The organism is Arenibacter aquaticus, assembly GCF_003957295.1.
GTDB lineage: Bacteria > Bacteroidota > Bacteroidia > Flavobacteriales > Flavobacteriaceae > Arenibacter > Arenibacter aquaticus.
The window spans coordinates 72,638-91,794 of the sequence record NZ_RQPJ01000001.1 but is presented as its reverse complement, the minus strand read 5'-3'; the positions used below and the strand labels follow the sequence as shown (position 1 = coordinate 91,794).

At 39.8% G+C, this 19,157-nt stretch carries 19 protein-coding genes and 1 tRNA gene; 10 read left to right on the top strand and 10 right to left on the bottom strand.

The window, feature by feature from the left end:
* Positions 1-39: 39 nt before the first annotated feature.
* The 8 genes from EHW67_RS00380 to EHW67_RS00345 all read left to right on the top strand — a co-directional run bounded on the left by EHW67_RS00380 (position 40) and on the right by EHW67_RS00345 (position 5,270).
* Positions 40-807 (top strand): TatD family hydrolase, encoded by a 768-nt coding sequence (locus tag EHW67_RS00380; protein ID WP_126160364.1) that lies wholly within the window; start codon positions 40-42, stop codon positions 805-807.
* 66 nt (positions 808-873) lie between these two features.
* Positions 874-1,899 carry an asparaginase gene (locus EHW67_RS00375; RefSeq protein ID WP_262707154.1) on the top strand — a complete coding sequence of 342 codons (1,026 nt, stop codon included), beginning with the start codon at positions 874-876 and terminating at the stop codon, positions 1,897-1,899.
* 67 nt (positions 1,900-1,966) lie between these two features.
* Positions 1,967-2,054, top strand: a tRNA-Ser gene (locus tag EHW67_RS00370).
* 72 nt (positions 2,055-2,126) lie between these two features.
* Complete coding sequence (locus tag EHW67_RS00365; RefSeq protein WP_126160874.1) at positions 2,127-2,876, top strand: MotA/TolQ/ExbB proton channel family protein; 750 nt, start codon at positions 2,127-2,129, stop codon at positions 2,874-2,876.
* A 26-nt stretch (positions 2,877-2,902) separates the two neighbouring features.
* Positions 2,903-3,346, top strand: a complete 444-nt coding sequence (locus EHW67_RS00360) for a hypothetical protein (protein WP_126160363.1) — start codon at positions 2,903-2,905, stop codon at positions 3,344-3,346.
* 14 nt (positions 3,347-3,360) lie between these two features.
* Positions 3,361-3,981: an ExbD/TolR family protein gene (locus EHW67_RS00355; protein ID WP_126160362.1), complete on the top strand. Its 621-nt coding sequence runs from the start codon at positions 3,361-3,363 to the stop codon at positions 3,979-3,981.
* Between the two features lie 24 nt (positions 3,982-4,005).
* Positions 4,006-4,488, top strand: coding sequence for an ExbD/TolR family protein (locus EHW67_RS00350; protein WP_126160361.1), 483 nt, complete (start codon positions 4,006-4,008; stop codon positions 4,486-4,488).
* A gap of 89 nt (positions 4,489-4,577) precedes the next feature.
* Complete coding sequence (locus EHW67_RS00345) at positions 4,578-5,270, top strand: porin family protein (RefSeq protein WP_126160360.1); 693 nt, start codon at positions 4,578-4,580, stop codon at positions 5,268-5,270.
* On the opposite strand, the gene EHW67_RS00340 is transcribed toward EHW67_RS00345, so the two are convergent.
* From EHW67_RS00340 to pyrH, 6 genes are all read right to left on the bottom strand, one after another.
* Positions 5,265-5,870, bottom strand: a complete 606-nt coding sequence (locus tag EHW67_RS00340; RefSeq protein WP_126160359.1) for a hypothetical protein — start codon at positions 5,868-5,870, stop codon at positions 5,265-5,267. The two genes, EHW67_RS00345 and EHW67_RS00340, sit on opposite strands and share 6 nt — an antisense overlap.
* Positions 5,870-7,327, bottom strand: coding sequence for an RNA polymerase factor sigma-54 (gene rpoN / locus EHW67_RS00335; protein WP_126160358.1), 1,458 nt, complete (start codon positions 7,325-7,327; stop codon positions 5,870-5,872). Before rpoN ends, EHW67_RS00340 begins: the two co-directional genes overlap by 1 nt.
* A gap of 40 nt (positions 7,328-7,367) precedes the next feature.
* Positions 7,368-8,801, bottom strand: a complete 1,434-nt coding sequence (asnS, locus tag EHW67_RS00330; RefSeq protein WP_126160357.1) for an asparagine--tRNA ligase — start codon at positions 8,799-8,801, stop codon at positions 7,368-7,370.
* A gap of 101 nt (positions 8,802-8,902) precedes the next feature.
* The gene (locus EHW67_RS00325; RefSeq protein ID WP_126160356.1) at positions 8,903-11,305 is read right to left on the bottom strand and encodes an efflux RND transporter permease subunit; all 2,403 of its coding nucleotides are present in this window, start codon (positions 11,303-11,305) and stop codon (positions 8,903-8,905) included.
* 232 nt (positions 11,306-11,537) lie between these two features.
* Positions 11,538-12,092, bottom strand: a complete 555-nt coding sequence (frr, locus tag EHW67_RS00320) for a ribosome recycling factor (protein WP_126160355.1) — start codon at positions 12,090-12,092, stop codon at positions 11,538-11,540.
* A gap of 41 nt (positions 12,093-12,133) precedes the next feature.
* Complete coding sequence (pyrH, locus tag EHW67_RS00315) at positions 12,134-12,841, bottom strand: UMP kinase (protein WP_126160354.1); 708 nt, start codon at positions 12,839-12,841, stop codon at positions 12,134-12,136.
* Between the two features lie 244 nt (positions 12,842-13,085).
* On the opposite strand from pyrH, the gene EHW67_RS00310 reads away from it, so the two are divergent.
* The gene (locus EHW67_RS00310; RefSeq protein ID WP_126160353.1) at positions 13,086-14,978 is read left to right on the top strand and encodes a M61 family metallopeptidase; all 1,893 of its coding nucleotides are present in this window, start codon (positions 13,086-13,088) and stop codon (positions 14,976-14,978) included.
* A 246-nt stretch (positions 14,979-15,224) separates the two neighbouring features.
* Here EHW67_RS00310 and tsf read toward each other — a convergent pair whose 3' ends face one another.
* The 4 genes from tsf to rplM form a co-directional block, all read right to left on the bottom strand.
* Entirely contained in the window at positions 15,225-16,049 is an 825-nt protein-coding gene (gene tsf / locus EHW67_RS00305; protein ID WP_126160352.1) for a translation elongation factor Ts, read from the bottom strand.
* Between the two features lie 93 nt (positions 16,050-16,142).
* A complete protein-coding gene (gene rpsB, locus EHW67_RS00300; protein ID WP_126160351.1) occupies positions 16,143-17,195 on the bottom strand; it encodes a 30S ribosomal protein S2 in 1,053 nt (350 codons plus the stop codon).
* 276 nt (positions 17,196-17,471) lie between these two features.
* The gene (rpsI, locus tag EHW67_RS00295; protein WP_126160350.1) at positions 17,472-17,858 is read right to left on the bottom strand and encodes a 30S ribosomal protein S9; all 387 of its coding nucleotides are present in this window, start codon (positions 17,856-17,858) and stop codon (positions 17,472-17,474) included.
* A complete protein-coding gene (gene rplM / locus EHW67_RS00290) occupies positions 17,858-18,313 on the bottom strand; it encodes a 50S ribosomal protein L13 (protein WP_126160349.1) in 456 nt (151 codons plus the stop codon). The genes rpsI and rplM overlap by 1 nt, the downstream gene beginning before the upstream one ends.
* Positions 18,314-18,637: 324 nt before the next feature.
* Between rplM and EHW67_RS00285 the strand changes: the two genes are divergently transcribed.
* On the top strand, positions 18,638-19,132 hold the full coding sequence (locus EHW67_RS00285) for a hypothetical protein (protein WP_126160348.1): 495 nt from the start codon (positions 18,638-18,640) through the stop codon (positions 19,130-19,132).
* Positions 19,133-19,157: the final 25 nt, after the last annotated feature.

Below are 19,157 nucleotides of genomic sequence, written 5' to 3'. Positions count from 1 at the left end.
TTGTGCTTTTTTTGTCAAAGATAATCCTATTTTTGTTCTATGTTGATAACTGATACACATACCCATTTATATAGTGAAGCTTTTGATGGGGACCGCACTGCGGTTGTTGAAAGGGCCATGGAATTAGGGGTGAAACGCTTTTTTGTTCCTGCCATTGATTCTACTTATACCAATGCTATGTTGGAATTGGAGAATTTTTATCCGGATAATGTTTTTTTGATGATGGGGCTGCACCCTACCCATGTAAAGGAAAATTATGAGGAGGAACTGCAGCATGTGGAGCAGATGCTGGCATCCAGAAAATTTTATGCGGTTGGTGAAATTGGAATCGACCTGTATTGGGACAAGACATTTCTAAAGGAGCAACAGCTGGCTTTTAAACGTCAAATACAATTGGCCAAGAAGTATTCCTATCCAATAGTTATCCATTGTAGGGATGGCTTTAATGAAATATTTGAAATTCTGGAGGAGGAAAAAGGAGAGGGGCTCTACGGTATTTTTCACTGTTTTACCGGTACCTTGGAACAGGCCCGAAGGGCAATTTCCTATAATATGAAACTGGGAATTGGGGGTGTTCTTACCTTTAAAAATGGTAAAATTGATACTTTTTTAAGTGAATTGGATATAAAACATATGGTTTTGGAAACCGATTCGCCCTATTTGGCCCCAACACCTTATAGAGGTAAACGGAACGAAAGCTCTTATGTGGTTGAGGTGCTCAATAAAATGTCTGCCCTATATGGGCTGGAAAAGGAGGAGGTGGCGGCCATTACTACCGCAAACTCCAAGGAAATATTTGGTGTTTAGCCGTTGTCTGCTATTTGGGTCGTTCGGGTTGGGCAGCCCTATTTATATGTAATAAATGCACGTACAGTGAAGAAAAGCAAAATTCTTCTTATTTATACAGGGGGGACCATAGGTATGGTCAAGGATTACGAATCCGGGGCCTTAAAGGCGTTCGATTTTGGGAAGCTTCAAAAGAACATTCCTGAGCTTTATCAATTGGATTGTGATATAGATAGTGTATCGTTTGATACCCCTATAGATTCGTCCGATATGAATGTTGACAATTGGGTGAACATTGCCAGCATAATTGAGGATCATTATGACAGCCATGACGGTTTTGTGGTACTTCACGGGAGTGATACCTTGAGCTATACCTCCTCGGCCTTGAGTTTTATGCTGGAAAATTTACAGAAACCGGTAGTTTTTACCGGCTCACAATTGCCTATAGGTGATCTTAGGACAGATGCCAAGGAGAATTTAATTACTTCGGTTCAAATAGCAGCTTTGCAAAAGAATAATAAGCCGGTGGTGAGGGAGGTTTGTCTGTATTTTGAATATAAATTGTACAGGGCCAATAGAACTACAAAAATCAATGCAGAGCATTTTCAGGCTTTTGCGTCCCTTAATTATCCGCCCTTGATTGAATCAGGGGTGCATCTAAAGGTGTTTGGGGAGTATCTTTTTAGGCCCAATGAGGCCAAGAAACTTAAAGTTCATAAGGAAATGGATCAAAATGTGGTTATTTTGAAACTATTTCCTGGTTTTACCCAATCTGTGTTGCACAGTGTTTTAAATTCACCTAACTTAAAGGCAGTGGTTTTGGAGACCTATGGTTCTGGAAACGCACCAACGGATGATTGGTTTGTATCCGAGCTAAAAAAAGCAATGGATAAAAATATTTTTATCGTAAACGTTACACAATGTTCTGGAGGGAGTGTCTTAATGGGGCGTTATGAGACCAGTAAACACCTTCAAAACTTACAAGTGATTAATGGAAAGGATATTACAACTGAGGCTGCAATAACCAAGTTGATGTATTTGCTTGGAAATAATGTTTCTCCTAAGTTGTTCAAAACCATATATGAAACATCTTTAAGAGGTGAAATGCAATAAAAATAACAGTTGAAATTTCTTTAACTAATATTTTTTTTGTTATTTGGCTGCCCGTTAAGAAACAACTAGAGAGGTGGCCGAGTGGTCGAAGGCGCACGCCTGGAAAGTGTGTATACCCCAAAAGGGTATCGAGGGTTCGAATCCCTTCCTCTCTGCTGTTAATTTTTATATTGTGAAATTTTTTTATCTTTAACCCTATTAACTAACTAAATTTAAGTTTGAAAGAAATGAAAAGATTATTCTCTATCCTAGCAACAGCTGGGTTATTTGTGGCAGGTACAAATACAGTAAGTGCAAAAGTTGTTGCAGCTGCAGCCATTTTGCAAGACGCAGCTCCAGCAGCGGAAAAAGGTTTTACCCAAGTTCTTAAGGAGCAATTTATACAAGGGGGTGCCGGATTTATGGGTATTGTTCTTTTGTGTTTGATCTTAGGATTGGCGGTAGCTATTGAAAGGATTATTTATTTAAACCTTGCTACGACCAATACAACAAAATTGCAACAGCAAGTAGAGGATGCCTTGGCTTCCGGAGGTGTTGAGGCTGCCAAGGAAGTTTGTAGAAATACAAAAGGACCTGTTGCGTCTATTTACTACCAAGGATTGGAAAGAGCTGGAGATAGCATCGAGTCCGCTGAAAAAGCAGTAGTTGCTTACGGTGGTGTTCAAATGGGTCAATTGGAGAAAAACGTATCTTGGTTGTCCTTGTTTATTGCCATTGCGCCTATGCTTGGTTTCATGGGTACGGTAATTGGTATGATCCAGGCCTTCCAGAAAATTGCAGCGGTTGGTAACTTGAGTGCTTCACTTATTGCAGGTGATATCCAGGTTGCACTTTTAACAACGGTATTTGGTCTTATTACTGCGATTATCCTTCAGATTTTCTACAATTATATCATTGCAAAAATTGACAGTATTGTTAATGATATGGAAGATTCGTCAATCTCTTTGATTGATATGTTGGCAGATCACAAAAAATAAGTCGTACACTAAATACTTAAAGTATCATGCATAAAATAGTTAAAATTATATTAATAGTACTGGGGGTAATTGGGGCCATACTGTGGTTTCAGCTTCCTAGTGCGGATGTTCCTGCAACGGAAGCCATCAACAATGGGTCCATGAACTTTATGTTTATTATCACCTATGTGTTGTTGGGGATAGCTGTAGCGGCGACTGTTCTTTTTGGTTTAATGAATTTAATTACTTCCAAAGGAGGGCTTAAAAAGGCTATATTTGCCATAGGTGGTCTTCTGGTAGTTGTTGTTATCTCTTATGCCATGGCGACCGGTACGGACGTTGATTTGGATGAGATGGCCAGAAAAGGTATTCCTACCACAGAGGATACGGTCAAAACCATTGGGATGGGATTAAATGTCTTCTTTATCCTTACCATAGTAGCAGTAGCTGCAATGTTGTGGTCTGGTCTTAAGAAAATGATTAGTAAATAAAAAATTAAAGAGTTATGCCAAAAAGAGGAGCACCACCAGAGGTAAATGCGGGTTCTATGGCAGACATAGCCTTCTTATTGCTTATCTTTTTCCTAGTGACTACCACTATTGAAACAGATGCAGGATTAGATCGTATGTTGCCACCAATTGAGCCGCCCGATACCGATGTAATTATCAAGCAAAAGAATATTTTTCAGGTCAGTATTAACCGGGATGGGCAACTATTGGCAGATGAGGAATTGACAAATATTCAGGATTTAAGGGAAAAGGCAAAAGCCTTTTTGGATAACGGAGGAGCTCCTTCTGGTAGCCCAGATTACTGTAGCTACTGTAAAGGGAAAAGAGATCCGTCTTCATCAGATAGTCCTGCAAAGGCTATTATATCCCTTAAGAACGATAGGGAGACTAAGTACGGGACCTATATAACTGTGCAGAACGAATTGGTTGGGGCGTATAACGACCTGCGTAACAGGGAGGCACAGCGTTTGTACAAGAAAGATTTCACCGAAATGGAAGCTGAATACCTTAATCCAGAAACTCCGGATCATGTTCGCGAAGATCTTAAGGAAAAGGTGAAAAGGATACAGGAGTTGTTTCCTCAGAAGCTTTCAGAGGCCGAAACTACTTCAAACTAATTTAGAAGTTAAAAACAAAATACTATGTCAAAATTTAATAAGAAAAAAGATGCGGCAGTACCAGCGGTGAACACTGCATCCTTGCCTGATATCGTTTTTATGCTTTTATTCTTCTTTATGACGGTTACGGTAATGAAGGATAGTTCGTTGAAGGTTGAAAATGTATTGCCCAACGCTTCTGAAATCAAGAAGTTGGAGAAGAAAGATAGGGTAATCTATATCTACGTTGGAAAACCTACCAAAGAATATGAAAAAGTCTTCGGTACGGAATCTAAAATTCAATTGAACGATAAATTTGCAGATGCATCCGAAGTTGGTGACTATATTTTGATGGAAAGGGCTAAAAAACCCCAAGAATTGCAAAATGTATTGACTACCGCTTTAAAGGTAGACAAAGATGCCAATATGGGTATTATCTCCGATATTAAACAAGAACTTAGAAAGGTAAATGCCTTGAAAGTCAATTATACCACCTATGAAGGTGATGCTTTCAGAAATTTACAATAGTTAGTAACAAAGGTTTAGAGAATTAAAACGCTTCAAATGCATATATTTGAAGCGTTTTTTTTGTGTTTAATTTTTTACCTTTAATGGTTATGAGGTATCCTTTAATTTTGATTGTAATCGGATTCAATTGTATTTGTGCAACGGGTCAAGTGCTCACTGGCAGGGCAGATGGGGATTCTAGATATTTTGAAGATCAATTTTATACAGGGGTTACCTATAACTTTATCATGGACCTCCCCAGTGAAGTCTCACAACGCAACCTTTCCTACGGACTTCAGGCTGGGTTTATAAAGGATATTCCCCTGGATGTGTTCAGAACCATTGCGCTGGGTATTGGGTTGGGTTATGGTGTCAATTCTTACTATACCAATTTGAAGGCTGTTGAGCAAACTAATCAAATAACCTATGCTGTTCTGGATGAAAGTGCCGATTTTAAGAGGAGTAAGGTAACTACCCATGTATTGGAGGTACCTGTACAGTTAAGGTGGCGTAATTCTACCCCGGAGGAATACAAGTTTTGGCGTATTTATTCCGGTCTAAAAATGGGGTATGTGTTTGATGGTCGCTCCAAATTTGTCTCTAGTTCAACTAAATATTCCTTTGTCAATAGCGATGTGCGGAGCTTTCAGTACGGTCTTACCTTGGATGTGGGCTACAATACCTTCAATATCCACTTTTACTACGCTTTAAGCACCTTGTTTAACGATGGTGTGGTGGATGAGTTGGGAGATCCTTTGCGGTTAAAGCCGCTAAGGGTTGGACTAATTTTTTATATCCTATAACCAAAACTTTAAGGTGAAGAGTTGGGTAAGAAGCCCAATTAAAAAGCCGATAATAACCTCGGCTTTACTATGCGCATTTAGGTAGAGTCTGGAGGTAGCCGCAAGACCACTTAGAAGAGTTGCAATACTTATTGCAATGGTAATGTTTACCTCAAAGTGGATACTAAGGCTTATAAGGTACATTAAAAGGCTTCCCATGCCCAAGAGGTGCATACTACATTTAAAGTTAAAGAAAAGCAGCACAAGGGCGCTAAACGTAGCTGCAAGTAGTCCCAGAAAATAGTAGTGGAGCTCAATAGTGAAATTGTTGGGAATTACCTTTAGTAAAACCATTAATAGTAGGCCCATACTTATGTAAAGGGTGTACTTTCTTTCCTTTATGTTGGGAACGAAAATAGACCGCATTATACCCAAGTTCCTCAATATTAAAAAACAGATTATAGGAATAATAATAGTAAGGATAAAAATGGGCAATATATTGCCACTTTGTACAGCTAATGGAGTGTATTTAGGGGTAATTAGGAAATAAGTGATGGTTCCTGCAAAGGGAATAAAAAGCGGGTGTAAGAGGTAAGAAATAAGCCTTAGGAATAGTCGCATTAAATTTGTTTTCTCAGCCTGGCCACGGGAATATCTAACTGTTCCCTGTATTTTGCGACGGTACGCCTGGCAATTGGGTATCCCTTTTCTTTCAGTATTGCGGCCAATTTATCATCGGTAAGGGGTTTTTTCTTTTCTTCTTGCCCGATTACCGTTTCCAAAATCTTTTTTATTTCCTTGGTAGATACGTCTTCTCCTTGATCGTTTTTCATGGATTCGGAGAAGTAGTCCTTTATTAATTTAGTGCCATATGGGGTGTCTACGTATTTACTGTTGGCTACCCTGGAAACGGTAGAGACATCCATATTGATCCTATCGGCAATATCTTTTAGGATCATGGGGCGTAATTTGCGTTCATCACCTGTTAAAAAGTACTCTTTTTGGTACTGCATTATCTCGTTCATGGTAATATAAAGGGTCTGCTGTCTTTGCCTAATGGCATCTATAAACCACTTGGCAGCATCTAGCTTTTGCTTTATAAACATTACGGTGTCCTTCTGGGACTTGGATTTGTCCTTGGAGTTTTTGTAGCCTTCCAGCATGTTATTGTATTCTCTGGATACATGTAGTTCGGGGGCATTTCTACCGTTAAGCGTTAGCTCCAATTCCCCATCCGTAATCCGGATCGAGAAGTCGGGCACCACATGCTCAACAATTCTATTGTTTCCAGAATAGGATCCTCCCGGTTTTGGGTTTAAACGTTCAATCTCTGTTATGGCATCCTTTAATTGCTCCTCGGTAATATTGTGTTTCTGAAGCAGTTTTTTATAATGCTTCTTGGTAAATTGCTCAAAGGATTTTTCCAATAGGCCAATGGCCAATTCAATACTGGGAGTCAGCTCTTTTCTTCTAAGTTGGATAAGCAAACATTCTTCCAAGGATCTTGCGCCAACACCTGCCGGGTCCAATTCTTGTACAACCTTTAGTACTTTTTCAATGGTTTCCTCATCGGTATATATGTTTTGGGTAAAGGCCAGGTCGTCCATAATGTCTGTAAGCGGCCTTCTTATGTAGCCGCTCTCGTCCACGCTGCCTACCAAAAATTCGGCAATTGCCCATTCATCGGCATTGAGATATACCGTGTTGAGTTGATTTATAAGATATTGGTTAAAGGAAATACCAGCGGCATATGGTACACTTTTCTCGTCGTCATCGGCGCTATAGTTGTTGGCCTGGGTGCGATAATCCGGAATTTCATCGTCACTTAGGTAGTCGTCTATATTGATGTCTTCGGCGTTGATACTCTCGCTATCCGTTTCATTGTCATATAGATCCTCAAACTCGTCCTGCTGGGGCTCCAATTCATCTTTTCCAGTTTCCAAGGCAGGGTTTTCCTCAAGTTCCTGTTTAAGACGTTGCTCAAATGCCTGCGTAGGCAACTGAATCAACTTCATCAACTGTATCTGTTGTGGAGATAATTTCTGCGATAATTTAAACTGTAGATGTTGTTTCAGCATATAGGTTCGTAATCGGTTCTATAAAGTTACCAAATAATGATTAGAATTCTGCATTCTGAGGGGTTCTTGGAAAGGGTATTACATCCCTTATATTGCCCATACCGGTGGCAAATAATACCAATCTTTCAAAGCCAAGGCCAAATCCGCTATGAACGGCCGTTCCAAACTTTCTAAGATCCAGGTACCACCACAATTCTTTTTCGTCTATATCCAACGCCTTGATCTTCTCCATTAGTACGTCTAAGCGCTCTTCACGTTGTGAGCCCCCTACTATTTCACCAATCCCCGGGAAGAGAATGTCCATGGCCCTAACCGTTTTCCCGTCTTCATTTAATCGCATGTAAAAGGCCTTTATCTTGGCAGGGTAGTCAAACAATATGACAGGACATTTAAAGTGTTTTTCAACCAGATATCGCTCGTGCTCGCTCTGTAGATCGGCACCCCATTCGTCTATAATATACTTAAATTGTTTCTTTTTGTTGGGTTTGGATTTTCTTAGGATATCTATTGCTTCGGTATAGCTTACCCTTTTAAAGGTGTTCTCCGAGACAAACTTAAGTTTCTCAATTAAAGGCATCGCACTTCGTTCTGCCTGTGGTTTTGTCTTTTCTTCAGCTATAAGTCGCTGCTCTAGGAATTCAAGGTCTTCCTTGCAATTCTCAAGAGTGTAGTTTATTACGTACTTGATAAAGTCTTCTGCCAAGTCCATATTGGCATCCAGATCGTTAAAGGCTACCTCGGGTTCTATCATCCAAAATTCTGCCAAATGTCTGGAGGTGTTGGAGTTTTCTGCCCTAAATGTAGGTCCAAAAGTATACACTTTTCCCAATCCCATGGCATAGGTTTCCGCTTCCAGCTGCCCGGAAACCGTTAAATTGGTTTCCTTGCCAAAGAAGTCTTCCTTGTAATCTATTTCGCCCTCTTGTGTCAATGGTGGATTCTTGGCATCCAAAGTGGATACCCTGAACATTTCTCCTGCCCCTTCGGCATCCGATCCCGTAACAATGGGGGTGTGCACGTAGAAGAAGCCGTTCTTTTGAAAATATTGGTGTACGGCAAAAGAGAGTGTAGAGCGTACCCTCATTATTGCCGAAAAAGTATTGGTGCGCACACGTAAATGTGCCTTTTCCCTAAGAAATTCCAACGAGTGCTTTTTAGGTTGGATTGGGTAGACCTCTGGGTCTGCCCCACCGTGAACCGCTATTTCCTTAACTTGAATTTCTACCTTTTGTCCCCTGCCTTGACTTTCAACCAAGGTTCCGCTGACCTTTAATGCCGCTCCGGTGTTTATTTGTTTGAGTAGATTTTCATCAAAATCCTCAAAATTTACCACGCATTGGATGTTATTTATGGTAGAACCATCGTTTAAAGCAATAAATCTATTGCTTCGGTAGGTTTTCACCCAGCCATTTACAACAACCTCTTGATGTAAATGATTGGTAGATAGTAGCTCTTTTACGCTAAATGTGTTCATTTGAATTTCTTCTAAATTAAGTGGCAAAGATAGCCATTTTGCAAAAATATGAATTGGCTGTAATACAGTAAATACAGTGATATTTTTATTTTGGGCTTATATTATTTGTCCTTGTCTATATTGTTGAGCACTTCTTTTGGAAGTATGTCTATTTGTGGTTCTTTTAATACCTGTTTATTGGCAATGCTTCTTTCTAATGAGAGGAGCAATGAAGGCAATAAAATAAGGTTGGCCAGCATGGCGAACAACAAGGTGGCGGAAACCAGGGCCCCTAAGGCCACAGTGCCCCCAAAATTGGATATTACAAATACCGAAAAGCCAAAGAATAAAACGATGGAGGTGTAGAACATACTCACCCCAGTTTCCCGCAGTGCAGCATAGACCGATTTTTTAATCTTCCACTGGTTTACGGTAAGTTCTTGCCTGTATTTGGCCAAGAAGTGTATGGTGTCATCTACCGATATGCCAAAGGCAATACTAAAAACAAGGATGGTCGAAGGTTTTATGGGGACCCCAACAAAGCCCATGACACCCGCTGTAATCACTAGGGGCAATAGATTGGGAATCAAAGAGATAATTATCATTCTAAAAGAACGGAATAGATAGGCCATAAACAAGGCAATAAGGCCTATGGCCAAGGCAAGTGATAAAATTAGGTTTTTAACCAAGTACTTGGTGCCCTTTAAAAATAGTAGGGCACTGCCTGTCATGGAAACCTCATAACGGTCTGCTGGAAAAATTTTGGCTATATGCTCTTCTAATTTCAGTTCTATATTTTCCATTCTGGATGTTTTTACATCCTTCATATAGGTAGTTACACGGGCTACCTGTCCGGTACTGTCCACAAAACTGCTCAACATATTGCCGTTGTCCGCAGATTTACGGGCAACGTCCATAATGAAAGTGTTTTCTTGGGAGGTTGGTAATTGGTAATATTTGGGGATGCCACTGTAAAAGGCCTGCTTGGAATATTTAACCAAGTCTACTACAGATACTGGTCTTGAGAGTTCCGGAATATCATTGATGACCGTTCCCAATTCGTCCATTTTCTTTAGGGTAGAAGGCTTTAATACCCCCTTGGGCCTTTTGGTGTCTACCACAATTTCTACGGGCATGATGCCATCAAACTCTTCTTCAAAAAAACGTATATCTTTAAAGAATTCGGCCTTTTTTGGCATGTCTTCTATAGGGCTCCCTGAAATATCTATCTGATAAATGCCAATGATACTGGCTACCAATAGCATTATGGATACAATGTAAACCGATATTCTTCTTTCCCTTACTATTCTTTCCATCCAACTAACAAAGGTCTCAATCCACTTGGTGTTCAAGTGTTTTAGATGTTTGTCCTTGGGGAGCGACATAAAGCTGTAAATAATGGGAATGATCAATAGGGAAAGCACAAAAATCCCGATGATATTGATAGAGGCTACAATACCAAATTCCTTTAGTAGCTTACTGTCCGTTATAATGAAAGTAGCAAATCCCGATGCTGTTGTAACGTTGGTCATAAGAGTGGCGTTACCTATTTTGGAAATTACCCTTTGCAGGGATAGCGCTTGGTTACCGTGTTTTTTTACCTCCTGTTGATATTTATTGATCAGGAAGATGCAATTGGGAATCCCGATCACGATGATTAAAGGAGGGATCAAGGCAGTTAATACGGTAATTTCATATTGTAGCAAGCCTAGTATGCCAAACGCCCACATCACTCCAATAATTACCACGAACATAGATATAATAGTGGCTCTAAAACTTCTAAAGAAGAAAAAGAAAATTAGGGAGGTGACCCCAAGGGCCGCAAGAATAAATTTTCCAATTTCATCAATAATATTCTGGGAATTCATGGTCCTGATGTAGGGCATTCCTGAAATTCTAACATCAAGTCCAGTTTCCTTTTCAAAGTTTGCTACCAAGGTGGTTAAATCTCCCAATATAAAGTCTTTCCTAACCGAGGTGTTTACAATATCCTTATCCAGGTATATAACACTGCGTATGATATTTGACTTTCTGTTGTAGATAAGATTGTCGTAAAAAGGTAGATCGTTAAAGAGGTGGTGGGTTACACTGTCCACTTCCTTCTTGGTTTCAGGGGCCTTTTTCAGAAAAGGCTGCATTACAAATTCCTGCTTTATGGTATCTTTTACAAGTTCTTGTAGGTTGTCTGTAGATAAAACAAAATCTACTTCAGGGAAGGCGCCTAATTGTTTGCTGAGTTTGTTCCAGCGATTAAACTTTTCAGGGGTGTAGAGGCTACTGTCCTTAACGGCCATGACAATTACATTTCCCTCTTCCCCAAATTGCTCCAAAAAGGCTTGGTATTCCATGTTTACCGGATGATGGTCCGGTAATAGGTTGGCCTGGGAATTGGAAAACCTCATATTGTCCCATTGCATGGACATAAAGAAGGTTGTGATTGCTAAAATTAATAGAATTAGAATTCTGTTCCTAAGTATTATCCGGGCTACTTTTGCCCAAAAACCTTGCGTAAGTTTTGCAACCATTTAGTGAAACCTCTTATTTAAATTGCCATTTTCGGCACACGATCTGTTCGTTCCAATAACCTATTCTTGTGATATTGGGTCTGTTGGATCTAAAATTAATTCGAGCGCAAAGGTATAGAATGATTGTTATTGTTCCTAGGAAGCTAGCTTTAAATAATAGCTTGTAGTAGTTTGGTCCTAAATAGAAAGAGCGACCAATGAGGTCGCTCTTTCTATTTTTTAGGTTCTGCTGTTAGACTTTCATGATTTCGGCCTCTTTAACCTCAAAAATGGCGTCTATTTTTTTTATGTATTTGTCTGTCAATGCCTGCACATCTGCCTCTGCATTCTTTTGGAGGTCCTCGGATACATCCAGGCCGCGGATTTCTTTATTGGCTTCCTGCCTGGCGTTACGCACGCCTATCTTGGCATCTTCTGCTTCAGCTTTGGCTTGTTTTGCCAGGTCCCTTCTGCGCTCCTCCGTTAATGGCGGTACGTTAATAATTACAAAATCACCATTGTTCATGGGGTTAAAACCCAAGTTGGCGTTCATAATGGCTTTTTCTATTTCTTGTAGCATATTCTTTTCCCAAGGTTGCACGGATATGGTCCTGGCATCCGGGGTGTTTACATTTGCTACCTGAGCAAGAGGTGTTGGCGAACCATAATATTCTACCATAACACTGGAGAGCATAACAGGGCTTGCTTTTCCGGCCCTAATTTTAACCAACATTTTTTCCAAATGGGCTATGGCGCTATCCATTCCTTCTTTGGTAGTGTCCAGTATAAATTTAATTTCATCGTCCATATGCTAATTATTTAGTTTGATCAATCACAAATAGTGCCAAATTATAAATTTACTACCGTTCCTATATTTTCTCCAGAAAGCAATTTCATGAGGTTTCCTTTTTTGTTCATATCGAAAACAACAATGGGCAATTCGTTTTCTTGACTTAAGGTAAAGGCGGTAGTGTCCATTACTTTTAATCCCTTGTTGAGGACATCTGTAAAAGAGATGGTGTCGAATTTGGTGGCCGTTTTATCCTTTTCGGGGTCGGAAGTGTATATACCATCTACCCTAGTACCTTTTAGGATTACATCGGCTTCAATCTCAATAGCGCGCAATACGGCCGCCGAGTCTGTGGTGAAATAAGGGTTTCCTGTTCCCCCCCCAAAGATGACCACTCTACCTTTTTCTAAATGTCGCATTGCCCTACGTCTAATAAAAGGCTCTGCCACTTCGTTTATTTTAATGGCCGATTGCAATCGGGTCTGTACCCCTTGCAATTCCAATGCACTCTGTAGGGCCAGTCCGTTAATCACCGTTGCCAACATACCCATATGGTCTCCCTGAACTCTGTCCATTCCGTTGCTGGCACCTGCCAAGCCCCGGAAAATATTACCACCTCCAATTACAATAGCAACTTCTATACCCTTGTCTACTACTTCCTTGATTTCCTCTGCATATTCGGAAAGTCGTTTGGGATCTATTCCGTACTGTTTTTCACCCATCAAGGCTTCGCCACTGAGTTTTAAAAGTATTCTTTTGTATTGCATGTTGACATTGATTAATTCCCAGCAAAAATAATCAAAAATATTTATGAAGCACTTTGGTTTGGCCTATTCATGTAACCTTAATTATTTCATAATAGCTATGGAGGCTTAAATTTATTTTATGATCTTGTACTGGTTTAAGGGCATATGGCTTATTTTCAAATGGCTAATGCAATCTAGAAGTATATATTATACCGGCTTTGGGCCTGGTATCCAATTATGTTTTAAAAACAAAAATGAATTAACAATGACAAACAGTTTTAGTGTATTTAAAAAGATTTTGCTTTTTGGGGCAGCCATTTTGGTCTTACACGGTTGCGGATCCTCCAAATCAGTTGTACAGGCAGAACAGGCTAATATAGTGGCCAAATTGGATCTGGTGCAGGTGGTGGACGATAAGGTGAAGGTTGTGGTGGATCCTGGCGCTTTTGCCAATTCGGATATTTTATTCTTTATTCCCAAGACGGTACCAGGTACCTATAGTTCAGATAACTATGGTAAGTACATTGAAGGCTTCAAAGCTATTGATTATAAGGGAGGGGAATTGCCCTTTGAAAAATTGGACGATAATACCTGGAAGATAGGGAACGCTAAGGAATTGGATAAGGTGAGTTATTGGGTCAATGATACCTATGATACGGAAAATGAGGTTGCTGACAAGGTGTTTTCTCCATCCGGTACCAATATTCTAAAAGGGAACAATTTTATGCTAAACCTTCACGGTTTTGTTGGTTATTTTGAAGGGTTGAAGGAACGACCCTATACATTGGAAATTACCGCTCCGGATAGTTTGGAACCCTCTACTTCCTTGCAAAGGGGTATACAGGATATTAAATCGCCGCAGACCGATGTTTTTGTGGCAAGTAGATATTTTGAAGTTATAGATAATCCAATTTTGTATGCTAGGCCCAGTACCGAGAACTTTCAGGTTAACGATATTAGCGTTACCCTAAGTGTGTATTCCCCAAACGGACACTATACGGCTACCAGTTTAAAGGGGAGCATGGAGAAAATGATGCGTGCGCAGAAGGAGTTTTTGGGCCCTATCAATAGTACCAAACATTACACCATACTGTTGTATCTCTCTACCTTGGAGGATACAGATGCATCCGGATTTGGTGCCTTGGAACACCATACCTCTACGGTAGTGGTAATGCCAGAGCAGATGCCCAAGGAAAGGTTGGAACAGGCTATGGTAGATATTGTATCGCATGAATTTTTTCACATTGTAACCCCTTTGACCGTGCACTCTGAAGAGATTCAATATTTTGATTTTAACAATCCTAAAATGTCCAAGCATTTGTGGATGTATGAAGGGACTACCGAGTATTTTGCGAACCTTTTTCAGATACAACAAGGACTCATTGATGAGGAGGAATTTTATAAGCGACTAATGGAGAAGGTTTCTAATTCAAAAGCATATGATGATGAGATGTCCTTTACGCTGATGAGCAAGAATATTTTGGAAGAGCCCTTTAAGGAGAACTATGCCAATGTGTACGAGAAAGGGGCGCTTATAAATATGGCCTTGGATATAACCCTCAGGGATTGGAGTAATGGCGAAAAGGGTGTTTTGTGGTTAATGAAGGAACTTTCCGGGAAATATGGGGAGTCCAAACCTTTTGAGGACGATAACCTGATTGATGAGATTGTGGAAATGACCTTTCCTGGGCTAAGGGATTTCTTTGATACACATGTCATTGGGGATAGGCCAATAGACTATGAGGCATATTGGGAAAAGGTAGGGTTAAAGCCAACGGAAGTGGAGGAGTCTACCGGTTATTTCTTTAATGGGGAAATACCATTTATTGATGTAGACCCCGCTAATGACAATACTATATTTATTAGAAAGGGGATTGCCTTAAATTCTTTTTTTAATGACTTGGGGGCCAAAGGTGGAGATGTTATAAAACGTATAGATGGTACAGCTATCAGCTTGGAAAGCATAAGACCTATTATTGGACTTAGTTTAGGATGGCCGGCCGATAGGGAAATTAAGATGTTGGTAGAAAGAGAAGGGGAGGAAATACAACTAGAGGGAAAAGTAGGTAATCCTACGATGAAGGTAACAAAACTTGTGCCCATTCCAGGGGCTTCTGAGAAGCAATTACAACTTCGTGAGGCTTGGTTAAAAAACTAAGTTGTTGGGGTAGCTTCTGTAATGTGTAAGATTATGAATTTAAAGCACTGTCCTTTTGGTGGTGCTTTTTTATTTTCTCCAAGAGGCGATGAGTTATGGTTGTATGCTGTTTCAGCAGCTATAATAGCAAAATGTGTAATTAGTGTTTAGGGCACGGTATTTTATTCAAGGAATTTTTTGTTTAAATAAAAAACCCGCCATTACTTATGTAGTGGCGGGTTTTGTTGTATGCTTATTGCGGTGGTCTTATCCCAAAGCAACTCTTTTAAATCCGGTAACCTCCAAACTGGAATCTATAGATTTAACGTATTGTGCTACACTTTGTTTGCTGTCTTTGATAAAATCTTGGTTTACCAAGGTGTTGTCTTTGTAGAAACGTTTTATTTTTCCTTTGGTAATGTTGTCCAACATTGCTTCAGGTTTTCCTTCCTGACGCAATTGATCTTTGGCAATTTCAATTTCCTTGTCTATAATGGATTGGTCAACACCTTCCTCGTTCAAGGCAACTGGGTTCATTGCGGCAGCCTGCATGGCAACATCCTTAGCAGCAGTTTCGGCGCCCTCAACAGCAGCAGAAAGTCCTACCAAAGTAGCAATTTTATTTCCTGCGTGGATGTATGATCCAACGAAAGGAGCTGAAAGTTTGCTAAATCCACCAATTTCAATTTTCTCGCCAATTACTCCAGTTTGCTCAGTAAGTTTGTCTTGAACTGAAATTCCGTTAAAATCAGCTTGCAAGAAATCTTCCTTAGCATCATATTGAAGGGCAAGATCGGCCAAATCGTTGGCCAAAGAAACAAAAGAATCGTTTTTGGCAACGAAATCAGTTTCACAGTTCAAAGAGATAATAACTCCTGTAGTGTTATCTGCACTCACTTTTGCGATGGCAGCTCCTTCAGAAGATTCTCTGTCGGCTCTTTTGGCAGCAACCTTTTGTCCTTTTTTACGTAGGATTTCAATTGCTTTTTCAAGATTTCCTTCAGCTTCAACCAATGCATTCTTGCAATCCATCATGCCAGCACCAGTTGTTTTTCTTAATTTGTTTACCTCAGCGGCGGTAATTTTAGCCATTTTATGTTGTTTTAATTTTAACCAAAATTAGAATTAATGAATAATTCCAATTTTGGTTAATGTTAAATTTATATTATGTGTTCTGCAAAGGGATTATTCTACTCCTCCCTTAACGCTATCTTGCCATTCTTGTAGTTCTTCCCATTTTCCATCCGCAGCCATTTTGGCTTGCTTTGGCCATGATGCAGGATTTTTGGAAGCGTAGCTAGGTCCAGATTCAGAAAGAATTCCTTTAAGGTCGTCCTCTGATTTTTCGGCTAATCCAGCATAGGTGTTAATTCCTGCCTCTTGAAATATTTCGGCAATTTTAGGACCAATACCTTCTATTTTAGTAAGGTCATCGGAAGCTGTGGCTTCTTTTTTAGGAGCTTTTTCCTTGGCTTCAGTAGCTGGAGCTGCCTTCTTTTCTTTAGGCTTAGCTTCTTCTTTACCTTCCTTGTCGCTTTGTTTTTCAGATTTACGTTCTGCCAAACCTTCAGCAATAGCTTCTGTTACAGAGCTCATGATGATCTCTATGGATTTAGAGGCATCATCGTTGGAAGGAACAATATAGTCAATTGGTCTAGGGTCAGAGTTGGTATCTACCATAGCAAAAATTGGAATGTTCAATTTTTGGGCTTCCTTAACCGCAATGTGCTCACGCATGGTGTCCACTATGAACAAAGCAGCAGGTAGGCGAGTCATGTCAGAAATGGAACCTAAGTTCTTTTCTAGTTTGGAGCGCAAACGATCTACTTGTAAACGTTCTTTTTTGGATAGGGTGTTAAAGGTACCGTCTTTCTTCATTCGGTCTATCGAAGCCATTTTCTTAACGGCTTTACGGATAGTAACAAAGTTGGTCAACATACCACCTGGCCATCTTTCTGTGATGTAGGGCATATTAACATTTCCTGCTTTTTCAGCAACGATGTCCTTAGCTTGTTTTTTAGTGGCTACGAAAAGTATTTTTCTGCCGGATGCTGCTATTTTTTTAAGAGCCTCATTGGTCTCGTTTAATTTTGCAACAGTTTTGTAAAGATTGATAACGTGGATTCCGTTACGCTCCATGTAGATGTAGGGAGCCATATTGGGATTCCATTTTCTGGTAAGGTGTCCAAAATGTACACCTGCCTCTAAAAGGTCTTTTACTTCAGTTTTGTTTGCCATTTTATTTTTTAGTTTACGTTCCTTTGAATTAGCAATAATAAAGTGGTAGCCTGTTGGCAGCCTTTACTATTTAGATGCTAAACTAATTGATTCCGATTGTGTACAGCTTGGGTTTTCGAAAAGGGAAAAGCCCAGTGTGCAAAATCAAAAAAATATTACTTACCCTATGACAAGGGTTTTCAATGAACAGTTTAAAAATTTACCGAACTGCTATAATTATTCTGATACCTGATCAGAATAATGCTGCAACCCGATATTGGTTTTGTTAATGTGATATTAACGTTTAGAGAACTGGAATTTCTTACGAGCTTTCTTCTGACCGAATTTCTTACGCTCAACCATTCTTGGGTCTCTTGTTAGCAACCCTTCTGGCTTAAGAACCAATCTGTTCTCGGCATCCATTTCACATAATGCCCTGGATAAAGCCAAACGTACTGCTTCAGCCTGTCCTGTAATACCTCCGCCATATACATTGACCTTTACATCAAAGTTGTCTTCGTTGCTGGTCAAAGCAAATGGTTGCTTTACTTTGTACTGTAACGTTGCTGTAGGAAAATAGTTGCTCAAGTCCCTTTTGTTAATGGTAATGTTACCACTTCCTTCGGTAACATAAACTCTTGCAACTGCAGTTTTTCTTCTACCAATTTTATGAATCATCTCCATTACCTAAAATCGTTTAAGTTAATTGCTGTTGGTTTTTGTGCTTCTTGATTGTGGGCTGCGCCAGCATATACCTTAAGATTGCGAAAAAGATCTGCTCCAAGTTTGTTCTTGGGCAACATGCCTTTTATCGATTTCTCAACAATACGCGCTGGATTCTTAGCCAACATTTCTTTAGCAGTTGTAAACCGCTGGCCTCCTGGATAACCGGTATGGCGAATGTAGGTTTTGGAATCCCATTTCTTACCGGTCAGGTTGATTTTTTCTGCATTGATAATAACAACATTATCCCCACAATCAACATGTGGTGTAAAACTAGGCTTGTACTTCCCTCTAAGTAACTTCGCTACTTTAGAAGCAAGACGGCCCAATGTTTCTCCTTCAGCATCAACTAGTAACCATTGTTTGTCAACGGTCGCCTTATTGGCCGAAATCGTCTTGTAGCTTAATGTATCCACACTAATATATTTATTTATTAAACACTTCAATCCCGTTTAACGGGCTGCAAATGTACAATTATTAAGTTGAATTCCAAATGGTTGTTTCTTATTATTTTATAGTTTTTTCAAATATAAGCCTTGTAGCGACTTCTTTGTGAGTGCATTCCGTGCAAGAAAGTCGGATTCCAGTGTGTTTTTAAGGGAGCTATTCCTTATTTTTATATTGTGGGGATAAGTCTACTATTTTTAGTCTGGAGATTATTTTTTAATTCTTTGGAATTGTCTGATACTTTTTTGTTTTATAGAACGTTAGGGCTTTTAATAACCAATTTGACTTATACCATGAAATATAAATTAGTATTACTTTTTTTGTCCGCTTCTTTGTTTTTTTCTTGTTCAAATGACAGTGGGGATGCGGAGCCCAAAGCGGAAAACATCATTGGGGTATGGCAGGCTTATGAGCTTAGGATTAATTATGACACGGCCAGTGATGACGAGAAAAATGCCAAGGACCTGTTAGATTATTTAACAGCCAAGGATTGCTATGTACTTACCTTTAATTTTAAGGAGGATTTAAATGTTGTCATAGATAATTCCTTGGCCTATTTAGAATTGACTTTTAGTTCTGATGGATTGGGATTCCCTTGTCCTGCAGAAAAAGATACCGAGACTACAGTGTATTCCTATGAGGAGGGGGTGCTTTCTTATGTGGATGATGATGGGCAGACCCTAACTATGGAGGTGAGCATTGATGGTGATGTGATGATGGTGGATGCTGCAGATCTGGATGTACTGGAAGTAGAGGCGGGCGGCCAACTTGTTTTTAAAAGAATGTAAAAAATCAATGTTATGCAAAAACGGG

Excerpts from the sequence above, each read along its gene's own strand:
- EHW67_RS00380 (WP_126160364.1), top strand. The coding sequence starts at position 40 with ATGTTGATAACTGATACACATACCCATTTATATAGTGAAGCTTTTGAT.
- EHW67_RS00365 (WP_126160874.1), top strand. The coding sequence starts at position 2,127 with ATGAAAAGATTATTCTCTATCCTAGCAACAGCTGGGTTATTTGTGGCA.
- EHW67_RS00360 (WP_126160363.1), top strand. The coding sequence starts at position 2,903 with ATGCATAAAATAGTTAAAATTATATTAATAGTACTGGGGGTAATTGGG.
- EHW67_RS00355 (WP_126160362.1), top strand. The coding sequence starts at position 3,361 with ATGCCAAAAAGAGGAGCACCACCAGAGGTAAATGCGGGTTCTATGGCA.
- EHW67_RS00350 (WP_126160361.1), top strand. The coding sequence starts at position 4,006 with ATGTCAAAATTTAATAAGAAAAAAGATGCGGCAGTACCAGCGGTGAAC.
- EHW67_RS00345 (WP_126160360.1), top strand. The coding sequence starts at position 4,578 with ATGAGGTATCCTTTAATTTTGATTGTAATCGGATTCAATTGTATTTGT.
- EHW67_RS00340 (WP_126160359.1), bottom strand. The coding sequence starts at position 5,870 with ATGCGACTATTCCTAAGGCTTATTTCTTACCTCTTACACCCGCTTTTT.
- rpoN (WP_126160358.1), bottom strand. The coding sequence starts at position 7,327 with ATGCTGAAACAACATCTACAGTTTAAATTATCGCAGAAATTATCTCCA.
- asnS (WP_126160357.1), bottom strand. The coding sequence starts at position 8,801 with ATGAACACATTTAGCGTAAAAGAGCTACTATCTACCAATCATTTACAT.
- EHW67_RS00325 (WP_126160356.1), bottom strand. The coding sequence starts at position 11,305 with ATGGTTGCAAAACTTACGCAAGGTTTTTGGGCAAAAGTAGCCCGGATA.
- frr (WP_126160355.1), bottom strand. The coding sequence starts at position 12,092 with ATGGACGATGAAATTAAATTTATACTGGACACTACCAAAGAAGGAATG.
- pyrH (WP_126160354.1), bottom strand. The coding sequence starts at position 12,841 with ATGCAATACAAAAGAATACTTTTAAAACTCAGTGGCGAAGCCTTGATG.
- EHW67_RS00310 (WP_126160353.1), top strand. The coding sequence starts at position 13,086 with ATGACAAACAGTTTTAGTGTATTTAAAAAGATTTTGCTTTTTGGGGCA.
- tsf (WP_126160352.1), bottom strand. The coding sequence starts at position 16,049 with ATGGCTAAAATTACCGCCGCTGAGGTAAACAAATTAAGAAAAACAACT.
- rpsB (WP_126160351.1), bottom strand. The coding sequence starts at position 17,195 with ATGGCAAACAAAACTGAAGTAAAAGACCTTTTAGAGGCAGGTGTACAT.
- rpsI (WP_126160350.1), bottom strand. The coding sequence starts at position 17,858 with ATGGAGATGATTCATAAAATTGGTAGAAGAAAAACTGCAGTTGCAAGA.
- EHW67_RS00285 (WP_126160348.1), top strand. The coding sequence starts at position 18,638 with ATGAAATATAAATTAGTATTACTTTTTTTGTCCGCTTCTTTGTTTTTT.